Below are 25,677 nucleotides of genomic sequence, written 5' to 3'. Positions count from 1 at the left end.
ACAATAAAGCTCCGCGGGGCGTCTTCGGTCCAACCTCATCGGTGTGGTCGTTCCTCCCCAGGTCCCACCCAAGGAATGCGGACGGGACGCCCCGCGGTCACCTCGACAGGGGTTCGCCCGCACACGCGTGCCGGGGCGGACCCCTGTCGGCACTCCTCCTCCGACCACCTCGCCGACCACCTCGGAGAAGATCGTCCGGGCCGGGTATCCTGGTCCGGTTGTCCGTGTCCGGCCGGGTTCCCCCGGTACGGGCGGGCCACGACGCACGACCTCCTGCCACGGAAGGACCGTGGCCGCTTAGCCCACAGGAGGTGAGCACGTCTTGCGTCATTACGAAGTAATGGTGATCCTCGACTCCAGCCTCGAGGAGCGCACCGTCGCCCCGTCGCTCGACACGTACCTGAACGTGATCCGGACCGCGGGTGGCTCGGTGGAGAAGACGGACGTGTGGGGCCGCCGGCGCCTCGCGTACGAGATCAACAAGAAGGCCGAAGGCATCTACGCCGTCATCGACCTGCAGGCGACGCCTGAGGCGGTGGCCGAGCTGGACCGTCAGCTGCGGCTCAACGAGTCCGTGCTGCGCACCAAGGTCATCCGGCCGGAGATGCGCTAAGCATTCAACCCCCGTTCGTCCGGATCAACCTCATCGGCTCTGTCGTACGGCTCTGAGAGCCTGTACCGCGAGCAGATTGAGTGCGCGAGGAGATGGTCATGGCAGGAGACACCACCATCACGGTCATCGGCAATCTGACCGATGACCCCGAGTTGCGGTTCACCCCGTCCGGTGCGGCGGTCGCCAAGTTCCGGGTCGCTTCGACGCCCCGGTTCATGGACAAGGCCTCCGGCGAATGGAAGGACGGCGAGCCGCTCTTCCTGGCCTGCACCGTGTGGCGGCAGGCGGCGGAGCACGTCGCCGAGTCGCTCCAGCGGGGCGCCCGCGTGATCGTCTCGGGTCGACTGCGTCAGCGGTCGTACGAGACCCGCGAGGGTGAGAAGCGCACCGTCATCGAGCTGGAGGTCGACGAGATCGGCCCGTCGCTGCGCTACGCCACGGCGAAGGTGCAGAAGATGTCCCGCTCCGGCGGCGGTGGCGGCGGCTTCGGCTCGGGTTCGGGTTCCGGTGGCGGTGGTGGCCAGGGCGGCGGAGGCAACTTCGACGACCCGTGGGCTTCGGCCGCGCCGACTCCTTCGCGCGCTGGTTCGGGCGGCAACTTCGACGAGGAGCCTCCGTTCTAATGGCGCCGAGCGCCCGCGATCGCAAACCAGGAGCAAGGTCAATGGCCAAGGCTGCGGCACTTCGCAAGCCGAAGAAGAAGGTGAACCCGCTCGACAAGGACGGGATCACCTACATCGATTACAAGGACACCGCGCTGCTGCGCAAGTTCATCTCCGATCGCGGCAAGATCCGCGCTCGGCGGGTGACCGGCGTCACGTCGCAGCAGCAGCGGCAGATCGCCCGTGCGGTCAAGAACGCCCGTGAGATGGCGCTCCTGCCGTACACCGCCACGGCACGCTGAGAGGAGGCACCGAAATGAAGATCATCCTGACTCAGGAGGTGTCCGGCCTCGGTGCCCCGGGTGACATCGTCGAGGTCAAGAACGGCTACGGCCGTAACTACCTGCTGCCGCAGGGCTTCGCGATCACCTGGACCAAGGGTGCGGAGAAGCAGGTCACGGTCATCAAGCGGGCCCGTTCGGCCCGGGAGATCCGCGACCTCGGCCACGCCAACGAGGTCAAGGACCAGCTCGAAGGTCTGAAGGTCAGCCTGAAGGCCCGCGCCGGTGACGGTGGCCGGCTCTTCGGCTCGGTCACCCCGAACGAGATCGTCGACGCCGTCAAGGCCGCCGGCGGTCCGACCCTCGACCGGCGTCGGCTGGAACTGCCCGGCCAGATCAAGTCGACCGGTTCCTACCCGGTGCGGATCAAACTGCACCCCGAGGTGACCGCCAAGTTCGACCTGAACGTCCAGCAGGGCTGAACGACCCGTACGACGACCGGGCCCGCACCGACCAGGTGCGGGCCCGGTTCGTGTTCCGGTCCTGATCGGCCCGGAGTACCCGAGCGAACCCGGAGTCCCTGAGTGCACCCGGAGTCCCTGAGTGAACCCGGAGTCGTGGACGTCGGGGCCAGCGGTCAGCCGATGGGCTGACCGGTCACCACACTGATCAGCACCGTGGACAGGCCACCGCCGACCACCGCCGAGGCCAACGCTATCGTCGCGGGCCGCCAGGTCGTGCCCACCCGTCGCAACAGCTCGGCGACGACCAGACTGCCGGCCAGTGCCAACCCGAACCGCGGCGTACCAGCCACCAGCGAGCCGAACGCCTGGGACCGGGCCGAGTCGCAGCCACCGCCGGTGATGTCCGTGACGCAACCCGGCGGCGCCTGCCCGTCGAGGGTGAGCAGCCACAGGAAGACCAGGATCCCCGGCACCACGTAACAGGCGACCGTGTAGACCAACGGCCGGAACGGTCCGCTCGGATCCGGATCGAGAAGATCATCTTCCAGTCGCCGGGACCAGGACGGCTGCCCCACCGCTGCGGCCCGCCGCCCGACCGACGACACCGTACGCGGCCCCTCGGCCGCCCGACGCCGGTTGGCGCTGCGGGACCGGGGCACGGTGTAGGCGGCCGCCGGGGACTGCGGGGCCGAGGCGGGCGGCTCCATCCACCGTGGGTCGTCACCGGCCAACCGGGTACCGGGCCAGAACTCCCCGGTGGTCTGCTCCGGTGGCCAGGACCAGCCCGCACCGGACGAGGCAGGACCCGCCCCACTGACGCTGCCGGACCAGCTGCCGGTGTCGTCCCGTGCGGCGCCGTGCGCGCCTGACCAACCACCGGAGACGCTGCCCCCGGCGCGGTCCCAACCACCGGAGACGCTGCCCCCGGCGCGGTCCCAACCGTCGGCGGCGCTGTCGCGCCCGGTGCCCTGCCAACCGCCACTGACCGGCGGGCCGGTGTCACTGGTCGGCGACACCCCGATCCCGCCGACGTCCGACCACCGATCCGGACCGGGCAACCGGTCCCAACGGTCGGTGTCACCACGGCCCCAGGGGCCAGCGTCACCGCGATCCCCGGTGCCGGTGTCACCGTCGTCCCAGCGCCCCGGACCGCTCCGTCCCGTCCCGTCCCGGCCCGCCCGGTCCCGGCCCGCCCGGTCCCGACCCGCCCGGTCCCGACCCGCCCGGTCCCGGCCCGTCCCGTCCCGACCCGACCCGTCCCGACCCGTCTCGACCCGGCCCGGTGCGTCCACGCCCCAACGACCGGCATCGCCCGCGTTCCACTGGCCGGTGTCGGTGAGCCGGTCAAACTGACCGGTGCTGTCGGTCCGGCCGCCGAAGGCGCCCCCGGGCTCGTCCCAGCGATCGTCGGCCCCGATAGCCCGGTGCCAGGTCTCCAGGCCGGAGGCGTCCCACGGATCGACGGGAGGCTGGTCGGCCGGGTCCACCACGCCGGCCCGGTCCGCCCGGTCGCGCCGCGCCGCCCGACGGCCCTGCCGGGTCCGGTCCGCCCGACGCCCCGGTGCCGCCTGCTCCGGCGCCGACTCGACCGGGTCCTCGTCAGAGGAAGGGGCCCAGGAGCTTGCCGTGGCCGACCGGCCCCGACGGCTCCGCCGGGTCGGCGGCTCCGGATCGGCCGCACCAACCGGATCGGCCGAACCGGCTGAGCCGGTAGCACCAGATGGCTCGTCACCCCGGGCAGGCTCCTCCAGGTTGCTCCACACCACCTGCGGCCGGCGCGCGGACGACCGACGCGGGCGACTGCGCGGGATGATGCCCGACACCGGCTCGTCCTCGTCGGCATCGGCCCGCCGGCTTCCGACGTACCCCTGCTCCTGGGGGCGGTCGAAGGTCCACTCCCGGGTGTGGTCGGCGTCCGACGCCGTCCCGGAGGTGGGGGCCGTCCCGGAGGTCGGCGTAGTCCCGGAGGTCGGCGCATCGCGCCACGAGGCCTCGTCGGCCCGTCGGCGCCCGCCGGTGGACTCCGCCGCCCGCCGCCGACCCGCCCGGGGCCTGGCGGGTACGTCGTCGTCGGGGGCCGCATGCCGACCACCACCGTCGACCCGCTCGACGCCCGACTCCAGCGCCCACCGGGGCAGGTAGGTGTCGACCGGCTCCTGCTGCCCACGCTCGCTGGCCCGTCGGCGGCTCGGCGTCCGGTACCGCTCGGCGGCGTCCGGTGCGACCGGCAGCGGCTCGACGGCATCGGCCCACGGGGCGATCGACTGACGCTCGGGCGGGCTGCCCTCCCCGCGTCCCCAGTCCCGGTAGCTCACGGCCGGAGCGTGACCCCTTCTCAACCGAATGTGCAACCCGCTGTCCAGGTGTAGCCGTCTGCAGCAAATAGTACGGGACGATTCGACCCCCGACCTGACCAGAAATTCTTCGTCCACAGGGTGGGGACGACGTACCCGCAGCTCCAGAGCGTGCGGCCGAGAATTCCCCAACCGTTGTCCACAGGTTGTGCACACGCTGCACACAACCATCCGGGCGCTGTCCACAGGTTGTCCCGAGGCTCGTCCACCGGCGTTGTTGAGTCGCTGACCTCGGGTTCCGTATGGTTACCCCCCGACCGGCCGTGCGATGGCCCCCGATCGAGCGGGCCGGTAGGTCGGCAGTTTGTCCACACCCCGGCGGTCCCGCCGGGGCCGATCGACGCATCGGAGGGGGGTCCCGTGTCGGTCACCGACGACAGGCGGACGGAGCCGCGGGTCGGCGGGCAGGGGCCCGCTCCGGCCCCCCGGGACGGCCAGTTCGAGAAGACCCCGCCGCAGGACATCGCCGCCGAGCAGTGCGTGCTCGGCGGCATGCTGTTGTCCAAGGACGCCGTCGCCGACGTGGTGGAGATCCTCAAGCCCAACGACTTCTACCGCCCGGTGCACACCACCATCTTCGACGCCATCCTCGACATCTACGGTCGGGGCGAGCCGGCCGACGCGATCACCGTCGCCGCCGCGCTGGCCGACTCCGGTGACCTGGGCCGCATCGGCGGCGCGCCGTACCTGCACACCTGCATGGCCGCCGTGCCGACCGCGGCGAACGCCGGCTACTACGCCCGGATCGTCAGCGAGCGCGCCGTGCTGCGCCGTCTGGTCGAGGCCGGTACCCGGATCGTGCAGCTCGGCTACGGCACCGCCGCCGGTGGCAGCCGGGACGTCGACGACGTGGTGGACCTCGCCCAGCAGGCCGTGTACGACGTCACCGAGCGCCGGGTCAGCGAGGACTTCGCCATCCTCGCCGACATGCTCCAGCCGACCCTCGACGAGATCGAGGCGGTCGGCGCCCAGGGCGGGATGATGACCGGTGTCCCCACCGGCTTCTCCGACCTGGACCGCCTCCTCAACGGCCTGCACGCCGGCCAGCTGATCATCGTGGCCGGCCGGCCCGGTCTCGGCAAGGCGCTCGCCCTGGACACCCCCCTGCCCACCCCCGAGGGCTGGACCACCATGGGCGAGGTCGGGGTCGGCGACCGGCTGCTCGGTGCGGACGGGAAGCCGACCACCATCACCAACGCCTTCGACGTCATGTACGGCCGCCCCTGCTACGAGGTCGAGTTCTCGGACGGCTCTGTCATCGTGGCCGACGCCGAGCACCTGTGGAAGACCACCACCCGTGCCTCACGCCGCCAGCGCACCGAGATGCGCCCCTCGCACCAGTGGCGCGAGGATGCTCGGCTCGCCGCTGCTGCCGCACACCGCGTGGCCATGGCCGCCCCTGACCGACTCATCACCTTTGCAGAGCCGGTCGAGTCCGCAGGTGAGCAGTTCCGCAACGTCCTACACGTCGTCGGCAGCCAGGTGGGCACGGCAGGGGCGGTGCAGCGGGAGTACGTCAGGCGTGGCCAGCCGTGGAGGCGCACCATCTGCGCCTACTCGGCGCACGCGCTGTTCGGCGTGCTGTCCGACCGGGTGAACCGGAAGATGAATGCCGAGGTGACCGTGAGCCACGACTGGGCCGTCACCACGGAACACATCGCGGCGACGCTGCGGCACCCGACCGATGGCCGGGCCAACCACGCGGTCGAGAACGCCCAGCCGCTGGCGCTGCCGGCCCAGGACCTGCCGGTCGCGCCGTACACGCTGGGGGCGTGGCTCGGAGACGGGAACAGCGCGGATAGCCGGATCACCACCGCCGATCCAGAGATCCTTCGCCTCGTTGAGCAGGAGGGCTTCGATACCACGCAGTCGACGGCCTCGCCGCTGCTGTACACGATCCGGCCCAGGCGCGGATGCGGCTGCGTCGGTCGCGCCGACTGCCCGATTTGCCACGGTCAACCAAGTTCGCTGATGAAGGCGCTCCGGGCGGTGGGCGTGCTGAACAACAAGCACATTCCCCAGCAGTACCTGCGGGCCAGCGAACGGCAGCGGCGCACGCTACTTGCCGGGCTACTCGACACCGATGGCACCGTCACCCTGCGCGGCAACGTGCAGTTCACCACGACGTCGTCGAGGTTGGCCGAGGGTGTCTACGAACTTGTGGTCAGCCTGGGGTACCGCTGCTCGGTGGCCCGAAAGCTGGTGTCTGGCCGGACCCCCGAGTCGTCTGTGGCCTACAACCTCAACTTCACGACAACCGACGAGGTGTTCAGGCTGTCGCGCAAGCGCGAGGCGCACCGAGGGCGTCGGTGCAGCGACAGCAACTCCCGGACCGGGAGCCGGTACATCGTTGATGTCCGGCCGGTGCCGAGCGTGCCGGTTCGCTGCGTGACGGTGGACAACTCCGACCACCTGTACCTGGCGGGTCGCTCCATGATCCCGACGCACAACAGCACCGCGTCGATGGACTTCGCCCGCAACGCGGCCATCCGGGCCAACCAGGCCGCGGCGATCTTCAGTCTGGAAATGAGCAAGGTCGAGATCGTCATGCGACTGCTCTCGGCCGAGGCCCGCGTGCCGCTGCACGTGCTGCGCAGCGGCCAGCTCTCCGACGACGACTGGACCAAGCTGGCCCGCTGCATGGGCGAGATCAGCGAGGCGCCGCTCTTCGTCGACGACACGCCGAGCATGAACCTGATGGAGATCCGGGCCAAGGCGCGGCGGTTGAAGCAGCGTCACGACCTCAAGATGATCGTGGTCGACTATCTGCAGCTGATGACCTCGCCGAAGCGCACCGAGAGTCGGCAGCAGGAGGTCGCGGACCTGTCCCGGGGGCTCAAGCTGCTGGCCAAGGAGGTCGAGTGCCCGGTCATCGCGGTCAGCCAGCTGAACCGAGGCCCGGAACAACGTACCGACAAGCGCCCTCAATTGTCCGATTTGCGCGAGTCTGGGTCTATTGAGCAAGATGCCGACGTTGTCATACTTCTGCATCGGGACGACTACTACGACAAGGAGTCACCCCGGGCTGGCGAAGCGGATTTCATCATCGCCAAGCATCGGAACGGGCCGACGGACACGGTCACCGTGGCGGCGCAACTCCACCTGTCCCGTTTCGTGGACATGGCGATCGTCTGACCCGGCGGGATGACCGTGGCGGCAACCAGCGCCGTCACGACGCTGGTTGCCGCCGGGACCGGATGCGGGATCAGCCGAACATCTCGTCGAGGAAGCCCTTGTGCTTCTTGCGCTTGTGGTGGCCGTGGTAGCCGTAGTGCTGCTGGCCGTGCCCGTAGGCGGGGGCCGGCGGGTAGCCGTGCGCCGGCGGGGGCGGCGGGACCGCGCCGTAGCCGGGCTGGTGCGGGGCTGGCGGTGCGGGCGGCGGGTAGCCGGGCTGGCCGTAACCCGGCTGCTGGGCGGGCCGGGGCGGGGGTGGTGCGCCGCCCTGCTGGCGGTTCCAGTTCGCCTCCGCCTCGAACAGCTTCTCGAGTTCACCGCGGTCGAGGAAGATCCCCCGACACTCTCCACACTGGTCGATGACGACGCCGCTGCGTTCGTACTGACGCATTTCTCCGCGGCACTTGGGACAGATGAGCTGCATCACTCGAAGGTACCTGTTGCGGTCACCGGTCGGCCGACAGCGCGTCGACGACCTCGTCGTCGGACACCTCGTGGAAGTCGTCGTAGTAGCTGCCGACCGAGACGAAGTCCGCCGGCAGCTCGACACAGAACACCTCGTCGGCCGTACCGGCGAGCAGTCGGTAGGCCTGCGGTGAGCCGACCGGTACGGCGAGCAGCACGGCCCGCGCGCCGAGTTGCCGGGTCACCTCGACGGCGGCGCGGGCGGTGGCCCCGGTGGCCAGGCCGTCGTCGACCAGGACGGCCGTGCGTCCGGCCAGGTCCACCGGTGGCCGGCCGGCCCGGTAGAGCTGCTCGCGGCGGTCCAACTCGGCCTGCTTACGCCGGTCGACCTCGGCGATCTCGGCCGGACCGAGCTGGTCGGCCACCTCGTCGTTGCGGACCTGTACCCGGCCGGGACCGAGCGCACCGAAGGCCACCTCGGGGGCCCAGGGCAGGCCCAGTTTGCGGATCACCAGGACGTCCAGCGGGACACCGAGCCGGTCGGCGATCACCCGGGCCACCGGCACGCCACCGCGGACCAGCCCGAGGACGGTGACGTCGGGTCGGCCGGCCAGGCCGGACAGCCGCTCGGCGAGTGCCGTACCCGCATCGGCCCGGTTGCGGAAGGTAGTCACTTCTCTAGGTTTACGCCCTGACCTCGGCCGGCGTCGGCTCCTTGGCGGAAGAGGTGGCCGCCAGCGCGGGTGCCCAGGCGGCCAGGGCGAGCGGGTACAGCAGGTAGCCGAAGCGGGTCGAGGGCATCAGCACGATGGCGGCCAGCAGGCCGTACCCGCAGATCAGGGCGGTCGCGGCGGCGGTGCGGGGCGGACGGCGGACGAGCCGGACGGCGATCGCCACTCCGGCGGCCACCAGCAGCGCGGCGGCCACCGCGCGCCCGGCGGGCAGGGTGGTGGCGATCAGGTGGCCGGGGAACGGCGACTGCGCGGGACTGGTCACCAGGCCCTGGCCGAGCGGGAAGCGCAGCACGTTCTCCACCAGCGCGTCCCGGTCGACCAGCAGGGCGGGGAGCAGGGCCAGCGCCGGTAGGCCGAGCGCGCCGGCGGCGACCCGGCCGCCGGCCCGGCGGGTCAGCCCCCAGAAGATCAGCACGACGGCGATCGGCCAGGCGAGCAGCTTCAACGCCCCGGCCAGCCCCACCGCCACGCCGGCGAGTCCGGCCCGGCCGGTGGCGGCCAGGGCCAACGCCAACAGACAGAGCGCGAGTACGGGCAGATCGTCGCCGCCGGTGGCCAGGGTCAGCGCACAGATCGGCAGTACGGTGGCCGCCTGTACGCCGCGCAGCAGCAGACTGCTGTCCTGGTGCCGGTCGGTCGAGGTGGCCGGGCCCGGCCACAGGGTCCACGAGGTGGCCGGGCCCGGCCACAGGGTCCACGAGGTGGCCGGGCCCGGCCACAGGGTCCGCACGGCCAGCGCGAGCACGATCGCGGTGGCCACGGCGAACCAGACCCGCGCGTCGGTCCACCAGGTGTCGACGACCGCGCGGGGCAGCCCGAACAGGGCCATTCCCGGCTGGTACGGGGTGTACCCGAGCAGCCGCTCGTCGGCGGGGAGGGCGGCGATGGCGTCCCGGGTGAGGTACGGCGTGCCGTGGTCGGCCAAGCGGATGCCGGAGTCCTCGACGACCAGTACCTCCTCCTGTGCCCGGTGGGCGTGCCCGGCGGCCCGTTGGGCGCTCTGCAGCAGCAGGGGCAGCAGCGCGGTGCCGGCCCAGGTGAGCAGGGTGACGGCCCAGCGCGCCGGGGTACCGGCCAGCCGGGCGTCGGCGCGGCGACGGCGGACGAGGAGTTGGGTGGCGGCGACGAGGGTGGCGACGAGGTAGCCGACGGCGGCGACCGCCCCCCAGGCCCGGTGCGGCGGCAGGGTGGAGACGGCTGCGGTGACCGCCGCGAAGGCGGCCGATCCGGCGTAGAGGACGAGGTCGGGGCCGAGGCCGCCGCCGGCGCGGTCCAGTCGCTGCCAGCGGTTGCGGGAGTCCGGGGTGGCGGCGACGGTCACGCGGGCCAGTCTGGCAGAACGCCGCCGCGACGGGTGACGGGCCCGATGGTGCCGCAGGCGGGGGTGGGTCAGGTCGGGAGCTGGGGCTGGCGGGTGGGCCGGCCCCGACCTGGCTGGCGTCGGCCGGGGGCGAGGCGGATCACCGCGCCGGCGTCGTGCAGCGGTGGTGCCAGGGATCCGGGCTGTCCGCCGGAGCCGCGTCGGAAGGCGGCCAGCAGCGCCCCGGCCGGCATCGGGCGGGCGAAGAGGTGGCCCTGGCCGGCGGTGCAGCCCAGCTGCCAGAGGGCGCGGCGTTGCGGCTCGCTCTCCACCCCCTCGGCGACCACCACGAGGTCGAGGTTGCGGCCGAGGTCGAGGGTGGAGCGGATGACGGCGGCGGCCTCGGCCGAGGTCTCCATCGCGGTCACGAAGCTGCGGTCGATCTTCAGTTCGTGCACCGGGATCCGGGACAGCAGCGACAGCGAGGAGTAGCCGGTGCCGAAGTCGTCCAGGGCGAGCTGGACCCCGGCGTCGCGCAGCCGGTTGAGGACCTGGTCGACCACGTCGAGCTGGCTGAGGGTCAGCGTCTCGGTCAGCTCCAGGATCAGCCGGTCCGGTGGCAGGTCGTGGCGGCGTAACCGGGCCAGGACCGAGTTGGGGAAGCGGGGGTCGAGCAGGCTGCGGGGGGAGACGTTCACCGCGACCGGCAGGTCGAAACCGGCGGCGCGCCAGCTCTTCGCGGCGACCAGCGCCTGGTCGAGGATCGCCTCGGCGAAGGCGGGTAGCAGGCCGGAGCGTTCCACCGCCTCCAGGAACCGCAGTGGATCGATCAGCCCGTGGGTGGGGTGGTGCCAGCGGGCCAGGGCCTCGGCGCCGATCGCCTCACCGGTGCCGAGGTCGACGATCGGTTGGAAGCTGACGGTGAACTCGTGGTCGGCGACGGCGCGGGAGAGTTCGCCACCGAGGGTGAGCCGGCCGAGGTCGGCGGTGTCGCTGGTGGCGGCGTACGTCCAGAGTCGTTGGCCGGTGCGTTTGGCCTGGTACATGGCGACGTCGGCGCGACGCAGCAGCTCCGGCATGCCGCCGGCCGCGCCGGGTACGGCGATGCCGCCGCTGGCCTCGACGCTGATCCGCATGCCGTCCAGGTCGAAGGGTTCGTTCAGCGCGCTCAGCAGGCCCTCGGCCCGGTGGGCGGCGACCGCGGGGGCGGGCAGGCCGCGCAGGAGCACGGCGAACTCGTCGCCGCCGAGGCGGGACACCAGGTCGTCGGGGCGGGCCGCGGCCTGGAGCCGGTTGCCGACCTCGATCAGGACCTGGTCGCCGGCGGCGTGGCCGAGGGTGTCGTTCACCTCCTTGAAGTGGTTGAGGTCGATCAGGACCAGGGCGGTCACCCCGTCGGCGTGTCGGTTGCTGAGCTGTTCGGTGCCCTGGTCCAGCAGGTGCCGGCGGTTGGCCAGTCCGGTCAACGCGTCGTGGCTGGCGGCGTGGGCGTGTTCGGCGGAGACCCGGGCCAGTTCGGCGTACGCCTGGGCGTTACGGACCGCCGTGCAGAGGGCGGAGGCGAAGGTACGCAGGGTGTACTGCTCGCGTTCGGAGAGGCGTACCGGGCCGTGGAAGCGCAGCCGTAGGACGCCCACGTCGTCGGTCTCCCCGTGTCCTTCCAGGGCGATCGGGACGGTGGTGCCGGTGTGGGGGTCGGCGGTGGCGGGTGTGCCGTCGTGGGTGATGCCGTTGGCGGTGCCGCCCACCGTGCGGCCGTCGGGGCGGAGTTGGATCTCGACCTCGTCGGCGGAGAAGAGCTCGGCGGCCTGGGTGACGGCGGTGGTCAGCACCCGGTCGAGGTCGACCACGTTGAGGGCGTCGGTGGCCCTGGCCAGTCGTTGCCAGGTCTGTTGTTCGGTGCGGCTGCGCACCCGGGCGGACCAGGCCAGGTGCAGGCTGAGCACCAGTGGCGGGATGGCGAGCAGCAGGCGGGGGTCCTCACGGAGGATCAGCAGGGTGCAGAGGGCGACCACGAAGCGGGCGGCGAAGCCGGCGAGTCGCAGGTCGAGGTTGGTGCGGAACTGCCGGGACACCCGGGTGCCGGAGGCCAGGGCGATGACCGGCATCGCCAACACGTCGTCCAGGACGGCGGCGACCAGGTACGCGACCGACAGGGGCAGCACCATGTCGAGGGGATGCTCCGGTGGCCAGCGCCAGTCCAGCGCGGACAGGGTGGCCGCCGCTCCGGCTGCCACCAGGACGTTCTTGCCGATGCCGAAGGCCAGCTTGACCCGGGCCAGCCGGTGGAAGGCGAGGGCGATGCCGATCGCGGTGCAGAGCACCACCCACGGTCCGGGGGCGATCGCCACGCCGATGATGATGGCCGTCTCGTTCCAGCTGATCGAGTGGTTGGTCGACCTGATGCGGATCCGAATGGTGACCAGGGTGCCGACGGCGATGAGGAACGCCAGCATCACCAGCGTCGCTCCGTCGGTGGCCGACGTCGGAAACGGTGAGGTCAGGGCAAGGGTGAGGGCGGCGGCGAGGACCAGACAGGCGAGAGCGACGACGAGACCGACGAGCAGCCGGAGCCGCTTATCGGTCTCGTTTCCTCGTCGCTGGGAAAGTGTCACGCCACTCCCAGTGGGTACCGCCTCGTCGGGACTCGAAGTCTAGCTGTCCGATTGACCTGGTTGGTGATTCAGGTCCAGTCGCTGCCACGCATGGTGTCGCTCCCTTCGGTTTCCCGTACGCATCAAGGACGTTTTTCAAGAAAGCGGGCGCCGCTTCGATGTCCTGAAGACTAGGGGAAGATTGGCCCGTTTAGAAGACATAAATGTCGTTATGGGCAAGATTAGGAAAGAGGCCGGGAATTGGTTACTTTCCGTCCACTGATCCGGAACGGAGCGCGGTGCTACGCGCCCCTCCGCAATCGTCTGGTAGCTGGACGTTCCGGCACTTCGTGGCCGGTTCCATTCTCGCCGGTCGGTGCCGGGCCCGCGTACCCCGCCCCGGTGTCCGGTCCGGACCGGCCGCCCAGGTGACGGCAGCGTTGCCGACGTGTCGCGATTGCCGCAACGAATGGCGGGCATTGCCGGACGCGCGCCACAACAATACGGTCCTCGATGGAAACGGCCATGATCCGGCAATGCGCGGTGCGGCGGAATCCCGCCGTCGTAGCGGAACGATATGCTCCGGTACGTGACCGATCCCGCGCAGCTCACCCATGTGGACCCGGCCGGTGCGGCCCGCATGGTCGACGTCTCGGCCAAGCCGGTCTCCGGCCGGGTGGCCGTGGCCGCCGGTCTGCTCCGCACCACGCCCGAGGTGATCGACCTGCTGCGGCGGGACGGGTTGCCGAAGGGTGACGCGCTCGCCGTCGGGCGGCTCGCCGGCATCATGGGCGCCAAGCGGACCCCTGACCTGATCCCGCTCTGCCATCCGATCGCCCTGCACGGGGTGACCGTCGACCTGACGGTCACCGCCGACACGGTCGAGATCACCGCCACCGCCCGCACGGCCGACCGGACCGGGGTGGAGATGGAGGCGCTGACCGCGGTGGCGGTGGCCGGGCTCGCCCTGGTCGACATGGTCAAGGCGGTCGACCCGGCGGCCTCGGTGGACGCCGTGCGGGTGCTGAGCAAGTCCGGCGGCAAGACGGGGCAGTGGCAGCGGCCGGCGGACCGGCCGTGATCCGGGCCCGGGTGGTGGTCGCCTCCAACCGGGCCGCTGCCGGGGTCTACCCGGACACCAGCGGTCCGTTGCTGGTCAACGGGCTGCGGGGCCTCGGCTGCGTGGTGGACGAGCCGGTCGTGGTGCCCGACGGTGAGCCGGTGGGTGCTGCCTTGCGGGCCGCCCACTCCGACGGGATGCAGGTGGTGCTGACCAGCGGTGGCACCGGCGTCACCCCCACCGACCGGACCCCCGAGGTGACCCGGGCTCTGCTCGACTACGAGATTCCCGGCATCGCCGAGGCGATCCGGGCGCACAGCCGGGCGCAGGTGCCCACCGCGGCGCTCTCCCGGGGCCTGGCCGGGGTGGTCGGCCGGATGCTGGTGGTGAACCTGCCCGGCTCGACCGGCGGAGCCCGGGACGGCCTGGCCGTCCTCGGCCCGATCCTGGCGCACACCGTCGACCAGCTCGGCGGCGGCGACCACTGACCTGTCCGCGACGACTGACCTGTCCGCGACCCAACCGCCGGCCGCCTGAGCCCACCGCCGGCCGCCTGAGCCCGGCGGCCCGGCCGGTGCGGCGGCTAGGCTCGGTGGCAGCCGCGAAGGAAGGGTGGGTCCCGTGAGTACGGAAGCCGCACCGGCCGCCGAGCCGGTCGTCGCGCCGCCGCCGGCCGGCTGGGAGGAGGCCCGCTCGCGGGTGTACGCGGTGGGTCTGGCCGCCGCGCTTCCCGCGACAAACCGGTCCCTCGCCGAGGCCGACGGGCACACCCTCGTCGAGCCGCTCACCACCCGGACGGACCTGCCGGCCTTCCCCACCTCCAGCGTGGACGGCTGGGCGGTACGCGGCGCGGGGCCGTGGCAGGTCGTGGGCCGGGTGCTCGCCGGCGGTGCCCCGCCCCCGCTGGCCGAGGAGGGCAGCACGGTGGAGATCGCCACCGGGGCGATGGTCCCGGCGGGAGCCACCGCGATCCTGCGAATCGAGGAGTCTGAACGCACCGCGGACGGTCGGATCACCGGCACCCCCCGCCCGGCCCCCGAGTGGCGGCTGCCGGGCGAGGAGGCGCGCGCCGGTGAGGAGCTCCTGCCGGCCGGCACCCCGGTCGACCCGGCGTTGCTCGGACTGGCCGCCTCCTGCGGCCACGACAGTCTGCGGGTCCGTCGTCCGCCCCGCGCCGCGCTGCTGGTCTTCGGCGACGAGCTGTTGACCTCGGGGCCGCCCACCGCCGGTCGGGTCCGGGACGCGCTCGGCCCGGCCGTGCCCTCCTGGCTGCGCCGGTACGGCTGCCAGGTGCGTCCGGCCGACGTGGTGGGCCCGGTCGCCGACACGCTGCCGGCCCACGTGGCGGCCCTGCGGCAGGCGTTGGCCGGCGCCGACCTGATCTGCACGACCGGGGGCACGATGCACGGCCCGGTCGATCACCTGCACCCCGCCCTCGAAGCCCTCGGCGCCGACTACGTGGTCAACACCGTCGCGGTCCGTCCCGGCTTCCCGATGCTGCTGGCCCGGGTGACCTCCGACGACGGTCGGGTGCGATTCGTGGCCGGCCTGCCGGGCAATCCGCAGTCCGCCATCGTCTCCCTGGTCTCCCTGGTCGCACCCCTGCTCGCCGGCCTGCAGGGGCGGCAGATGCCGCTGCTGCCGCAGGTCACGCTCGCCGAGTCGGTGCCCGGTCGGGGGGACTACACCCATCTGGCGCTGGTTCGGCTGGACCGGGTGGCGGGCACCGCGTACCCGGTGCGCCACGTCGGTTCCGCGATGCTGCGCGGCCTGGCCCGCGCCGACGGGTTCGCGGTGATCCGGCCGGGCAACTCGGGCGAACCCGGTGCCCGGGTGCCCTTCGTCCCGCTGCCGCTCTTTCCCGGCGAGCGGGCCTCGTGAACCGGCCCGACGCCGCGGCGTCTCACGACGCCGTGGGGCCGTCGTCTCCCGCCGCCGTGGGGCCGTCGTCACCCGCTGCGGCGTCGCCCGCCGTCCATCCGGCCGTGACCGACGAGCCGCTGGACCTGGCCGCGCACGAGGCCGCGGTGGCGGACCGGCGGGCCGGCGCGGTGGTCTCCTTCCAGGGTGTGGTCCGCGACCACGACCACGGTCGGGCGGTGGTCAGCCTGGAGTACGAGGGCCATCCCAGTGCCGCCCGGGTGTTGCGTGAGGTCGCCGCCGAGATCGCCGCGGAACCCGACGTGTACGCGGTCGCCGTGTCGCACCGGATCGGCCAGCTCGACATCGGTGACGTGGCGCTGGTCGCGGCGGTCAGCACCGCCCACCGGGCGGCCGCGTTCGCCGCCTGCGCCCGACTGGTAGACGAGGTGAAGGCCCGACTGCCGATCTGGAAGCACCAGGTGTTCGCCGACGGCACCGAGGAGTGGGTCAACTGCCCGTGACCGGGCTGCGGTGGTCGGTCAACGGCGGCCCGGCCCGCCCACGGTCAACGGCGGGCCAGGCCCGCCCATGGTCAACGGCGGCCCCGGCCCGCCCAACGGTCAACGGCGGGCCAGGCCCGGCGCGGCGGGTCGGCTGAGCCGGTCGGCGTAGAAGGCGGGCTCGGCACCCGGACGCCACGGCAACGCGGCGACCAGCACGATCAGGGCCAGCGCCAGCGAGTTCTCCATCAGCGCGCCGAAGAGGCCGTCCTGGTAGTGCGACACCTCGGGAAGCTGGTGCTCGTACGGCCAGATCGGCGAGATGAGGAAGAGCAGGTACAACCCGACGGCGGCGACCCCGTGGCGTAGGCCGGTGAGGGTGGGGTACCAGATCGGCGGGCGTAGCCCGTTCACCCCCGGCAGCCCGCCGTAGGACGAGGCCTGGACGGGGCGCTGGGCCAGCCCACGGCTGGCCTCCCGGCGGCGTACCGCGGCGTCGGCCAGCACGATCACCGCCGGGACGACCCAGACCAGGTGGTGCGTCCAGGAGATCGGGCTGATCACGTTGGCGGTCAGCCCGACCAGCGTGAACGCGGTCAACTCGTCACCGTCGGCGCGGGAGTTGGCGGCCCGGGACAGCCCGAGCGCCAGCATCAGCACGGAGAAGGCCAACCAGAGCAGCCCGGGGGTCTCGATCGAGTCGTACAGTCGGGCCAGCAGGCCGGCCAGGGACTGGTTCGGGGTCATGTCGGCGGCACCGACCCGCTCGGTCTGCCAGAGGACACCGCCGAAGTAGGCCCGTGCCTCGTCACCGACCACCGCGAAGCTGCCGAGGGTCACGCCGATCGTGGTGGCGATCGCGGTCAGCGCCGCCCGCCACTGCCGGGTGATCATCAGGTAGGCGATGAAGAGCGCGGGGGTCAACTTGATCGCGGTGGCCAGGCCGATCCCGGCACCGGCCCAGGCCCCGCTGTAGACGAAGCGGTGCAGCGGCCCGGCCGTCGGGTCGTACCGGGTGCCTCGGCGGGCCCGCCAGCGCAACCCGATCAGGTCGGCCATGATCAGCGCGAAGAGCAGCAGGTTGACCTGCCCGTAGCCGAGCGTCTCACGGCCCGGCTCGATGGCCAGGGCCAGCGGCACCGCGACACCCACGGTGAACCAGAGCGGCCAGCCCAGCCGGTCGACGATCGGGCGCAGCAACCCGGCCAGCACGACCGCCAACGCGGCGATGCTGCCGACCGCGTTGAGCAGGCCGGCGACGTCGACCGGGATCCGGGCCATCGGCAGCATGAGCAGGCCGGCGAAGGGGGGATAGGTGAAGCCGAGGGTGGTGCCCGGGGAGATGAAGTCGTACAGCTCACGGCCGCTCGCCCACCACACCACCGCGCCGTGGTAGATCTTCATGTCGAAGAAGTTGTACGGCCGGCCGAACAGCCCCACGGCGAGCCAGGCGGCGTACGCGGTGGCGGCGACGACGCCTACCCGGGCGAGGGTCCGGCGGTCGACGCGCCGGGCCAGGCGCTGGACGTGGGCGAGGCGCTCCGCCCGTCTCCCGACGGTCGACGGCACGGTGTGGCCACCCCCATACCAAGGTCGTCTTGTCCGTCCAGGTCCTGCACGGAGCCTAGAGCGGTGCCGCACGTCTTTGCCTCCCGCGTTATCCGACCGTGTCCGATCCCACACCTGTTTGCGACATTTCCGCCGCGTTAACGCCTAAGGAATGGTTCAGGTGATTCGTGGCCTTGGGGGATGGTGGCCCGGGAGGGGTGGCTGTTCGTGCAGGTCGGTCCGGTACGCGCCGGGCGGGGTCGGCTACCCCGGCAGGCGCCCGGGCAGGGCCGGCTACCCCGGCAGTCGCCGGGCGGTGGCGGCGGAGCGTACGGCGATCTTGGCTTCCCGCCGGGCGGTGCGGACGGCGCGCTCGACCGACCGGCGCGAGTGGCCGATCCGGTGCCCCGCCCGCCAGCGCAGCCCGGGCCGGCCCTCGGTGTCCGCCGCGGCGAGCAGCAGACCGCCGAAGAGCCCGAGGTTCTTCAGGAAGTGGATCTGGTTCTGGGCGCGCGCCGCCGGGTCGTCGGTGTTCCAGAAGGGATGACCGGCGGCGGTGGTCGGCACCAACGTGCCCGCGAGGACCAGCGCCGCCGGGCGGGTGAGTCGACCGCTGGCCAAGAGCAGACCGGCGGTGAGCTGGACTCCCGCGTTCACCCGGACCAGCGTTTCGGTGTCCGTCGGCGCGCCCGGCCAGTTCCGCTCGATCAGCGGGGCGACCCGGTCGGTCACCGGCTTGGCCGCCGGTACCACCCGGCCGGGGTTCTGCAGGTTACGGGCACCGCTGACCACGAAGATGCCGCTCAACATGACACGGGCGAGGGAACGCACGGGTTTCATTGCTCAGTCATACCCCGTCCCGGCGGCGGCTACCCCGGCAACCGCCGATCCGCACTTCGGAGAAGCGGATCGCCGACGCCACGCCGAAAGCCGGTCACCGTCGCGGATGGATCGGCAGCAGGGAGTAACGTCACCCGGGTGACCACTCTGCGGCTCCGACCCGAGGGCCCGGCCGACGCCGGACCGGTCCGGCGGGTGATCGCCGCCGCGTTCGCCCGCCCCGACGTGGGTTTCCCGGGCGAGGTCCGCCTGGTCGACGAGCTACGCGGCAGCGAGGCCTGGCTGCCGGAGTTGGCAATGGTCGCCGAGTACGGCGGTGAGGTCGTCGGGTACGCCCTGCTGACCCGGGTCCGGGTGCGTACCGGGACCGGCTTCGCGCCGGCGTTGGCCCTGGGGCCGGTGGCGGTGGCGCCGCACCGGCAACGCACCGGACACGGTACGAACGTGGTGCAGGCCGCCCTCGACGCCGCCACCGAGCTGGGCGAGCGGCTCGTGGTGGTGCTCGGTGACCCGGCCTACTACCGTCGGTTCGGCTTCACCCGGGCCGACCGGATGGGGCTGACCAGCCCGTGGTCCGGGCTGGGTGAGCCGTGGCAGGCGTTGGTGCTGCCGCCGGCCACCAGCGAACCGGAGCCGGTGCCGGCCGGCGAGGTGATCTTCCCGCCGCCCTGGTCGAAGGTCTGAGCCGGCGCGGCTGCGCAGCCGCGCCGGCGGCTGGTCTGCTCAGGCCGGCTGGGTGCGGAGGTACCGGCCGAAGTGCGGGACGGTGAAGGCGACCGTGCCCCGCTCGCCCGAGTAGATCAACCCCTTCTTGATCAGCGCGTCCCGGGCCGGGGAGAGGCTTGCCGGTTTCCGGTCCAGGGAGCGGGCGATCTCGGCGGTCGGCACCGCCGCGTCCATGTCGTCCCGCGGTTCGGCGCCGCTCTCGCCGGCCGCACCGGAGAGGCTGGCCATCGCCCGCATGTACTCCCGTTCCGCCGGCGTGGCCCGCTCGTAGCGGGACCCGAAGAACCCCACCGCCAACTCGGCCTCGGCCTCCGGGGCGGCCACCCGGACGTCGGCCGCGGTGATCGGCGACCGCGGGGCGTGGTCCCAGGTCGCCTTCCCGTAGGCCTGGACGAAGTACGGGTACCCGCCGGAGGACTCGTAGAGCAGGTCCAGCGCCTTCTGCTCGTACTCGACCTGCTCCCGCTCGGCCGGCGCGCAGAGCGCCTGGTCGGCGGCGATCCGGTCGAGCCGGTCGATGCGCTGGTACCGGAAGAGCCGCTCGGAGTACGACTTGGCGGCGCTGAGCACGGCCGGCAGGTGCGGCAGGCCGGCGCCGACCACGATCAGTGGCGCGCCGAGCTGCGACAACTCGTGGCAGGCGGCACAGAGCGCCGAGACGTCCTCGGCACCGAGGTCCTGCATCTCGTCGATGAAGACCGCGATGCCGGTGCCGACGTCGCTGGCCACCGCCGCCGCGTCGGTGAGCAGCTCGACCAGGTCGATCTCGATGTCACCGGAGTCGGCCCGGCCACTGCTGGCCGGTACGTCGATGCCGGGTTGCCAGCGGTCGCGCAGCTTGGGCGGGCTGCCACCGCGTCCGCCCGGCGCGTCCCGCTGGGCGAAGGCCTTCAGCACGCCGAGGAAGCCGTCGATCCGGTCCGGGGCCCGGTGCCGCGGGGCGAGTTCCCGCACCGCCATGTGCAGGGCGGCGGCCACCGGTCGACGCAGCGACTGGTCCGGACGGGCCTCGATCTTGCCGCTACCCCAGAGCTTCCCGATGGCCTGCGAGCGCAGCGTGTTGAGCAGTACGGTCTTGCCCACCCCGCGCAGCCCGGTCAGCATCAGGCTGCGCTCGGGCCGCCCCCGGGCGATGCGTTCCAGCACGATGTCGAACACGTCCAGCTCGCGCCCGCGCCCGGCCAGCTCGGGCGGGCGCTGGCCGGCACCGGGTGCGTACGGGTTGCGGACCGGATCCACGTATCGCACAGTATCGGCCCGTCTAGCTGCGAACCTAGATGCACCTATAGGACGCTACCGGCGTGTCGACCCGGTCGAGCGAAGACTAGGGCTCTCTAGCGTGGACGGTAGAAACCCCTAGATCCCCCTACCGGCGCCGGCCGGACCTGATCGGCCCAGCTTGCGAGGGGGCTCAGCTTGCGAGGAGGCTCAGCGCAGCTTGAGGCAGAGCACGAAGTCGAGAGTGTCCAGCTCGCTGTCGAAGAAGTACCAGTTGGTGTACCCCTCGACCTTGGCGCACTTGGCCTCGGCGTCCCTCTCACCACTGGTGGCCTCGTCGAACCGGCGCAACACCTCGTACGTCCTCGTCCCGCACTCGGTGATCAGCAACTCGGGACGACCACCGGTGGGCCCCTCGTTGCGTACGCACTGCCCCACCTTGACGAACCGGGGGTCCGCCGACGACTCCGGTGCCGCGCCCCCCGTGGCCGGACTTCCGGTCGGCAACGCGGTGGGCTCGACCACCGCCGGCTGCTCCGACGGGTCGGCCACCGGCACCTGGTCCGCCCGGTCCCGCAGCAGCAGGACCGCCGATACCCCGATGACCACCAGCGTCACGAGGGTGGCCGAGACCGCGATCAACGGCCACCGGCGGCGTCGCGGCGGCTCGCCGTCCAGAGCACCGGCGTCCGCGGGACCGGAAGAATAGGGAATCACCGGGTACGCCGGAATCGCCGCCACCGCAGCCGGCAGGGTTCCTCCGGACGGGAGGGTTCCCGGCGGTGGCGATGTCCCCTGCGGTGGCCAGGGCGGACCAGGGTCCGCGCCGGCAGACCGGTACCCGGGGCCGTCCGGTGGCCGCTGGTACGGCGCGTACTGCTCCCATCCATCGCGTCCGGGCGGGTTCGCCGGCGGTCCGTACCGGTCGGGGCCGGTGTGGGGTCGGTAGGGCTCGGGTGCGCGGCGCTGGCCGTCCGGGTCGGGGCGGTCGCGCTCGTCCCGCGGGCCGTAGGTGTCCTCCGGCCGTCGCCACTGCCACGCGTCGGGAGGACCGCCGGCCGGTGACCCGTCGTTCGCCATGCGCGTCCTCCCGGTGAGTCGGGGCGACCTCTGCCCAGTGCCGCCAACGCCCAGGTAACCGTAGCGTGACCTCGGGTCAGCTCACGCCCTCCAGGTGCGACACTCCGACCATCGATACCATCCGCTCCATGTCGTTGGGCGTACCGTTCACCGCCGCGCTGCTCGGTGCGCTGATCGGAGCCGTCCTACCGGGAGCCGGTCGGCGGCTGGCCACCCCCACCTCGGCGAGCCCGGCAGCTCCGCCGGGTCGACGCCCCGCACCGCCCGCGTCCGCACCGCCCGCGTCCGCACCGCCCGCGTCCGGCCCGCCCGCGTCCGGCCCGCCCGCGTCCGCACCGCCCGCGTCCGGACCGTCCCGGTCGGCCGGCGACCGACCGTTCCTCGCCGGTCGGGTACGCGTCCGCCGCGTTCCCTCCTGGGTACCGGCGGCCACCGGCGCCGTCGTCGGGGCGGTCGTCCTCGGTACCCTCGCGGCGGCGCTCGACGGCGATCCGGGGCTGCCGGCGGTTCTCGCCATGGCTGCCGTCGGTCTGATCCTCGCCGTGGTCGACCTGACCTGCCTCCGGCTGCCCGATCCGCTGGTGGCCACCGCCGGACTGCTCGGCGCGGCCGGTCTCACCGCCGCCGCGCTGCTGGCCGGTACGCCCGGCCGGCTGTTCACCGCCGTCGCCGCCGCCGCGGTCTGCGGGTTCGTCCAGGTGCTGCTCGCGCTGGCACCTGGCAGCCGGCTCGGCTTCGGCGACGTCAAGCTCGGTACGGTGCTCGGCCTGCCGCTCGGCTGGCTGGGCTGGTCGACGGTGCTGACCGGGCTGGTCCTGCCGCACCTGCTCAACGGGCTCGCCGTGCTCGGTCTGCTGGCCACCGGACGGGTCCGCCGGGACACCGCGCTGCCGGTGGGCCCGGCCCTGCTCGCCGGCACCTGGCTCGCCCTCCTGACCAGCTGACCACCCACCGCCCGACCCACCCCCCGTCCCGGCGCGTCAAGCGCGCACCCCGTGCCGGCGCGCAACCCCTCCCGGCGCGTTGAGTAAGAAGGGGACCCTTCTCTACCGGATGCGTTAACAGGGGGCCCTTCCTTACACCTCAGATGAGGCGGAGTTGGCGGTCGCGGGGGCGGCGGGGTTCGCTCTCACCGAACCGTTCGAACAGGCCCGGGTCGATGGCGTCCAGGAAGGGCGAGGGGGCGCAGTCCCGTTCCGGGCCGTGCCGGGCCCGCCGGGCGGCATGGGTCACGTAGAGCCGGTCCTGGGCCCGGGTCAGTCCGACGAAGAAGAGTCGGCGTTCCTCGGCGACCGCCTCGTCGTCGGGGACGGATCCGGGCCAGCGCAGCGGCAGCAGGCCGTCCTCCGCGCCGACCAGGAATACCACCGGGAACTCCAGCCCCTTCGCGGCGTGCAGGGTGAGCAGGGTGACCGCCTGGGCACGCGGATCCATCGCGTCCACCTCGGCACCGGTGGCCAGCTGGGACAGGAACAACGGCAGGTCGTCGCCGCAGCGTCTGGCCAGCGGCATGAGCAGGTCCACCGCCGAGCGCACGTCCTCCGGGCGTACGCCGCCGGGGGAGTCCAGGGTGGGCACCGAGAAGCGGTCCGCGAGCACCTGCCCGGCCAGCCGTACCCGGGCGGTCAACGCGCCGTCCAGCCCGTCGGCGTGCCGCAACTCGCGGGCGAGCGCGGCCACGCCCGGCCGGTCCCGCAGCCGGTCGTGTGAGCGCTTCTGCACCGGGATGTTCGCCCGGGCGAGCGCGTCCATGATCGGTGCGGCCTGGGCGTCGGTGCGGTACAGCACGGCGATGTCGGCGAAGGAGAGCGTCGTCGCGCGGCCGTCGATGCGGCCCGAGTCCAGCGACCGGTGGGAGAGCCCGCCGACCAGCTCGTCGATGGTACGGACCAGGAAGTCGGCCTCGTCGGCGACGGAGCTGGCGAAGTAGCGCCCGACCAGCGGGGCCTCCGGGTCCAGCCGGGCCGGGTCGAGGCGACGTCCCCGGACCAGCGAGGACGGTGCGATGGCCTGCACCGCGGCGGCCAGGATCGGTGCCGACGACCGGTAGTTGCGGTTCAGCCGGACCAGCCGGGCGTCCGTGAAGTCCTGCGAGAACCGCAGGAAGTAGCCGACGTCGGCCCCGCGGAACGAGTAGATCGCCTGGTCCGGGTCCCCGATCGCGCAGAGGTTGCCGTCGGCGGGGCTGAGCAGCCGCAGCAGCTCGTACTGGACCGCGTCGACGTCCTGGTACTCGTCGACGAAGATCCACTGCCAGCGGTTGCGGTACCGCTGCGCCAGCTTCCGGTCCGCCCGCAGCAGCTCCACCGGCAGCGTGAGCAGCTCGTCCAGGTCGACCAGGTCCTGCTTGCGCAGCAGTGCGCGGTAGCGGACCGGATCGTCGCCGGCCTCGGTCCGGGCTACCGTCCGTTCGGTGTCGTCGGCGATCCGGAAGCCGGTCGGCAGGCCGGCCGCCTTGGTGTTCTCCCGCAGGATGCTCAGCCCCAGCGAGTGGAACGTGCCCACGGTGACGTCCTCGGCGACCGGTCCGAGCAGGCCGTCGAGGCGGTGCCGCAGCTCCTCGGCGGCCCGTCGGGTGAAGGTGATCGCCAGGCACTGTTCCGGGAAGACGTTCAGCTCGGCGCAGAGGTAGGCGATCCGGTGGGTGAGCGTCCGGGTCTTGCCGGTGCCCGGACCGGCGACGATCAGCAGCGGCCCACCCGGCGCGGAGGCGGCCACCCGCTGCATCGCGTCCAACCGGTCCAGCAACCCGGTGCCGACCTCCTCCATGCCGGCCAGCATCGGCTCGAACGGCTCGTGCGGCGAGGGCTGCGCGGGGATCGGTGGGGGCGGCGGGGGCTGCGGCGCGGCCCGACGCCTCGGCTCGGCCTTCGCCGCCGTCGGGCGCTTGGGCTTCGGCCTCGGCGCCGGCTCCGTCGGCACCCGCTGCGCCGGCACCGGTACGTCGAACAGCGTCTCCGCCTGGGTGTCGGTCGGCGAACGCAGCTCCTCCGGGGCGAAGAGGGTGATCACGCCGTACTCGCCGTCGTAGCCCGGCACCCGGCGGACCTCGCCGCGCCGCAACCGGCGGATGCCCTCGGCGAGCAGCTCACCGCCGACCCGGCCGATCTCGTCCAGCTCGACGGTGGTGAGGATGGACAGCTCCGGGCCGAGCGCGGCGACCAGCTCGTTGAGCTTGCCACCGACCTTCTTGGACTTCGGCCCCACCCCGTTGAGTTCGCCGAGGATCTCGGCCAGCGGCACCAGGTGGGTGACCTCCCGGGCGTGGTCGGGGCGGTACCCGTCGGGCCGGTCGGCCAGCTCCTCGACCCGGCTCAACACGCCGACGGTGAGCGGCTTGCCGCACTCCGGGCAGCTGCCACCGGCCGCGCGGGTCTGCGCCGGGGACCAGTTGACCCCGCAGAGCCGGTGCCCGTCGGCGTGGTACTTGCCCTCCTCGGGGAAGAACTCGATGGTCCCGGCCAGCCCGGCGCCGGTGCGCAGCGCCTCCCGGATCGCGAAGTAGTCCCGCCCGCAGGCCAGTACGGTCGCCTCCCGGCCGAGCGCTGGCGGGGAGTGGGCGTCGGAGTTGGAGACCAGTTGGTACCCGTCGAGGCTGCCGACCCGCCAGTTCATCGCCGGGTCGGAGGAGAGCCCGGTCTCCACCGCGAAGATGTGCCCGGCCAGGTCGGCGTAGCAGTCGGCGATCGCGTCGAAGCCCGACTTGGAGCCCAGCGCGGAGAACCACGGGGTCCAGATGTGCGCCGGCACCAGGTACCCGTCCGGACTCGCCTCCAGGGTGATCTCCAGCAGGTCCCGGGAGTCCAGCCCGAGGATCGGGCGGCCGTCGGAGGCGATGTTGCCGATCCGGGCCAGGGCGGCGTTGAACCGCTGTACCGCGTCCAGGTCGGGCAGGTAGACCAGGTGGTGCACCTTACGGGTGCGGTCGTCCCGCTTGTAGATGGTGGAGATCTCCACGCTGAGCATGAACCGGACCGGGTCGGCCTCCGCCGCGTCGGCCAGCCGGGGCGGCAGTTGCCGGGCCACCTCCCGTTCCGCCTCCGGGCCGAGCCGGTACAGGCCGGGCTCGGCCGGTGTCAGGTTCTCCCGCAGGTGGTCGTACCAGGCGGGGTGGGTGAAGTCGCCGGTGCCGAGCACGCCGATGCCCTTGCGCCGGGCCCACCAGCTGAGATTGGGCAGGGTCAGGTCGCGGCTGCACGCGCGGGAGTACTTCGAGTGGATGTGCAGGTCCGCGACGAATGGCGGCAGGCCACCGGGGGGTACGGAGCTGAACGGAGGCACGCCGCATCCTGTCACGCCGGCACAAGTACCCAGCCGTCGC

General features: G+C 72.6%; 21 protein-coding genes. 11 read left to right on the top strand and 10 right to left on the bottom strand.

What is annotated here, in order from left to right; all coding sequences use genetic code 11:
• The first annotated feature begins 322 nt into the window (after positions 1-322).
• The 4 genes from rpsF to rplI all read left to right on the top strand — a co-directional run bounded on the left by rpsF (position 323) and on the right by rplI (position 1,978).
• On the top strand, positions 323-613 hold the full coding sequence (gene rpsF, locus GA0070617_RS00475) for a 30S ribosomal protein S6 (RefSeq protein WP_067301247.1): 291 nt from the start codon (positions 323-325) through the stop codon (positions 611-613).
• Between the two features lie 80 nt (positions 614-693).
• On the top strand, positions 694-1,236 hold the full coding sequence (locus tag GA0070617_RS00470; protein ID WP_175440392.1) for a single-stranded DNA-binding protein: 543 nt from the start codon (positions 694-696) through the stop codon (positions 1,234-1,236).
• Positions 1,237-1,277: 41 nt separating this feature from the next.
• Positions 1,278-1,517 carry a 30S ribosomal protein S18 gene (gene rpsR, locus GA0070617_RS00465; RefSeq protein WP_007073789.1) on the top strand — a complete coding sequence of 80 codons (240 nt, stop codon included), beginning with the start codon at positions 1,278-1,280 and terminating at the stop codon, positions 1,515-1,517.
• Between the two features lie 14 nt (positions 1,518-1,531).
• Positions 1,532-1,978 carry a 50S ribosomal protein L9 gene (gene rplI / locus GA0070617_RS00460; protein WP_091432390.1) on the top strand — a complete coding sequence of 149 codons (447 nt, stop codon included), beginning with the start codon at positions 1,532-1,534 and terminating at the stop codon, positions 1,976-1,978.
• 155 nt (positions 1,979-2,133) lie between these two features.
• On the opposite strand, the gene GA0070617_RS30295 is transcribed toward rplI, so the two are convergent.
• Positions 2,134-4,275, bottom strand: a complete 2,142-nt coding sequence (locus GA0070617_RS30295) for a hypothetical protein (protein ID WP_091432388.1) — start codon at positions 4,273-4,275, stop codon at positions 2,134-2,136.
• 399 nt (positions 4,276-4,674) lie between these two features.
• Between GA0070617_RS30295 and dnaB the strand changes: the two genes are divergently transcribed.
• A complete protein-coding gene (dnaB, locus tag GA0070617_RS00450; protein WP_091432385.1) occupies positions 4,675-7,449 on the top strand; it encodes a replicative DNA helicase in 2,775 nt (924 codons plus the stop codon).
• Between the two features lie 70 nt (positions 7,450-7,519).
• Here dnaB and GA0070617_RS00445 read toward each other — a convergent pair whose 3' ends face one another.
• The 4 genes from GA0070617_RS00445 to GA0070617_RS00430 all read right to left on the bottom strand — a co-directional run bounded on the left by GA0070617_RS00445 (position 7,520) and on the right by GA0070617_RS00430 (position 12,542).
• Positions 7,520-7,915: a TFIIB-type zinc ribbon-containing protein gene (locus GA0070617_RS00445; protein ID WP_175440391.1), complete on the bottom strand. Its 396-nt coding sequence runs from the start codon at positions 7,913-7,915 to the stop codon at positions 7,520-7,522.
• A gap of 19 nt (positions 7,916-7,934) precedes the next feature.
• A complete protein-coding gene (locus GA0070617_RS00440) occupies positions 7,935-8,567 on the bottom strand; it encodes a phosphoribosyltransferase (RefSeq protein WP_091432379.1) in 633 nt (210 codons plus the stop codon).
• Positions 8,568-8,577: 10 nt separating this feature from the next.
• A complete protein-coding gene (locus GA0070617_RS00435; RefSeq protein ID WP_091432375.1) occupies positions 8,578-9,948 on the bottom strand; it encodes a glycosyltransferase 87 family protein in 1,371 nt (456 codons plus the stop codon).
• A 68-nt stretch (positions 9,949-10,016) separates the two neighbouring features.
• On the bottom strand, positions 10,017-12,542 hold the full coding sequence (locus GA0070617_RS00430) for a putative bifunctional diguanylate cyclase/phosphodiesterase (protein ID WP_175440390.1): 2,526 nt from the start codon (positions 12,540-12,542) through the stop codon (positions 10,017-10,019).
• A gap of 568 nt (positions 12,543-13,110) precedes the next feature.
• Here GA0070617_RS00430 and moaC point away from each other — a divergent pair.
• The 4 genes from moaC to GA0070617_RS00410 all read left to right on the top strand — a co-directional run bounded on the left by moaC (position 13,111) and on the right by GA0070617_RS00410 (position 15,965).
• Positions 13,111-13,602: a cyclic pyranopterin monophosphate synthase MoaC gene (gene moaC / locus GA0070617_RS00425; RefSeq protein WP_091445673.1), complete on the top strand. Its 492-nt coding sequence runs from the start codon at positions 13,111-13,113 to the stop codon at positions 13,600-13,602.
• Positions 13,599-14,069 (top strand): MogA/MoaB family molybdenum cofactor biosynthesis protein, encoded by a 471-nt coding sequence (locus tag GA0070617_RS00420; protein WP_091445675.1) that lies wholly within the window; start codon positions 13,599-13,601, stop codon positions 14,067-14,069. Before moaC ends, GA0070617_RS00420 begins: the two co-directional genes overlap by 4 nt.
• A gap of 133 nt (positions 14,070-14,202) precedes the next feature.
• Positions 14,203-15,462, top strand: a complete 1,260-nt coding sequence (locus GA0070617_RS00415; protein WP_091432372.1) for a molybdopterin molybdotransferase MoeA — start codon at positions 14,203-14,205, stop codon at positions 15,460-15,462.
• Positions 15,463-15,566: 104 nt separating this feature from the next.
• Positions 15,567-15,965: a molybdenum cofactor biosynthesis protein MoaE gene (locus GA0070617_RS00410; RefSeq protein WP_091432369.1), complete on the top strand. Its 399-nt coding sequence runs from the start codon at positions 15,567-15,569 to the stop codon at positions 15,963-15,965.
• A 99-nt stretch (positions 15,966-16,064) separates the two neighbouring features.
• On the opposite strand, the gene GA0070617_RS00405 is transcribed toward GA0070617_RS00410, so the two are convergent.
• Positions 16,065-17,513, bottom strand: coding sequence for a glycosyltransferase 87 family protein (locus tag GA0070617_RS00405; RefSeq protein ID WP_091432367.1), 1,449 nt, complete (start codon positions 17,511-17,513; stop codon positions 16,065-16,067).
• Positions 17,514-17,786: 273 nt separating this feature from the next.
• Positions 17,787-18,332 (bottom strand): DoxX family protein, encoded by a 546-nt coding sequence (locus GA0070617_RS00400; RefSeq protein ID WP_091432364.1) that lies wholly within the window; start codon positions 18,330-18,332, stop codon positions 17,787-17,789.
• Between the two features lie 138 nt (positions 18,333-18,470).
• Here GA0070617_RS00400 and GA0070617_RS00395 point away from each other — a divergent pair, with 138 nt between their 5' ends.
• A complete protein-coding gene (locus tag GA0070617_RS00395; RefSeq protein ID WP_091432361.1) occupies positions 18,471-19,016 on the top strand; it encodes a GNAT family N-acetyltransferase in 546 nt (181 codons plus the stop codon).
• Between the two features lie 39 nt (positions 19,017-19,055).
• Here the strand turns inward: GA0070617_RS00395 and GA0070617_RS00390 are convergent, their stop codons facing one another.
• Positions 19,056-20,297 (bottom strand): ATP-binding protein, encoded by a 1,242-nt coding sequence (locus GA0070617_RS00390; protein ID WP_091432358.1) that lies wholly within the window; start codon positions 20,295-20,297, stop codon positions 19,056-19,058.
• A 189-nt stretch (positions 20,298-20,486) separates the two neighbouring features.
• Entirely contained in the window at positions 20,487-20,990 is a 504-nt protein-coding gene (locus GA0070617_RS00385) for an LppU/SCO3897 family protein (protein WP_091445671.1), read from the bottom strand.
• Between the two features lie 494 nt (positions 20,991-21,484).
• Between GA0070617_RS00385 and GA0070617_RS31165 the strand changes: the two genes are divergently transcribed.
• A complete protein-coding gene (locus tag GA0070617_RS31165; protein ID WP_229688272.1) occupies positions 21,485-22,300 on the top strand; it encodes an A24 family peptidase in 816 nt (271 codons plus the stop codon).
• 139 nt (positions 22,301-22,439) lie between these two features.
• On the opposite strand, the gene GA0070617_RS00375 is transcribed toward GA0070617_RS31165, so the two are convergent.
• Positions 22,440-25,637, bottom strand: a complete 3,198-nt coding sequence (locus GA0070617_RS00375; RefSeq protein ID WP_091432355.1) for a UvrD-helicase domain-containing protein — start codon at positions 25,635-25,637, stop codon at positions 22,440-22,442.
• Positions 25,638-25,677: the final 40 nt, after the last annotated feature.

It is taken from the genome of Micromonospora yangpuensis (assembly GCF_900091615.1).
Taxonomy (GTDB): domain Bacteria; phylum Actinomycetota; class Actinomycetes; order Mycobacteriales; family Micromonosporaceae; genus Micromonospora; species Micromonospora yangpuensis.
This window is presented reverse-complemented; position numbering and strand designations above follow the sequence as displayed.

What these genes read in the sequence shown, in the direction of transcription:
- GA0070617_RS00400 (WP_091432364.1), bottom strand. Translation starts at nt 18,332, where the DNA reads ATGAAACCCGTGCGTTCCCTCGCCCGTGTCATGTTGAGCGGCATCTTC.
- rplI (WP_091432390.1), top strand. Translation starts at nt 1,532, where the DNA reads ATGAAGATCATCCTGACTCAGGAGGTGTCCGGCCTCGGTGCCCCGGGT.
- GA0070617_RS31165 (WP_229688272.1), top strand. Translation starts at nt 21,485, where the DNA reads ATGTCGTTGGGCGTACCGTTCACCGCCGCGCTGCTCGGTGCGCTGATC.
- rpsR (WP_007073789.1), top strand. Translation starts at nt 1,278, where the DNA reads ATGGCCAAGGCTGCGGCACTTCGCAAGCCGAAGAAGAAGGTGAACCCG.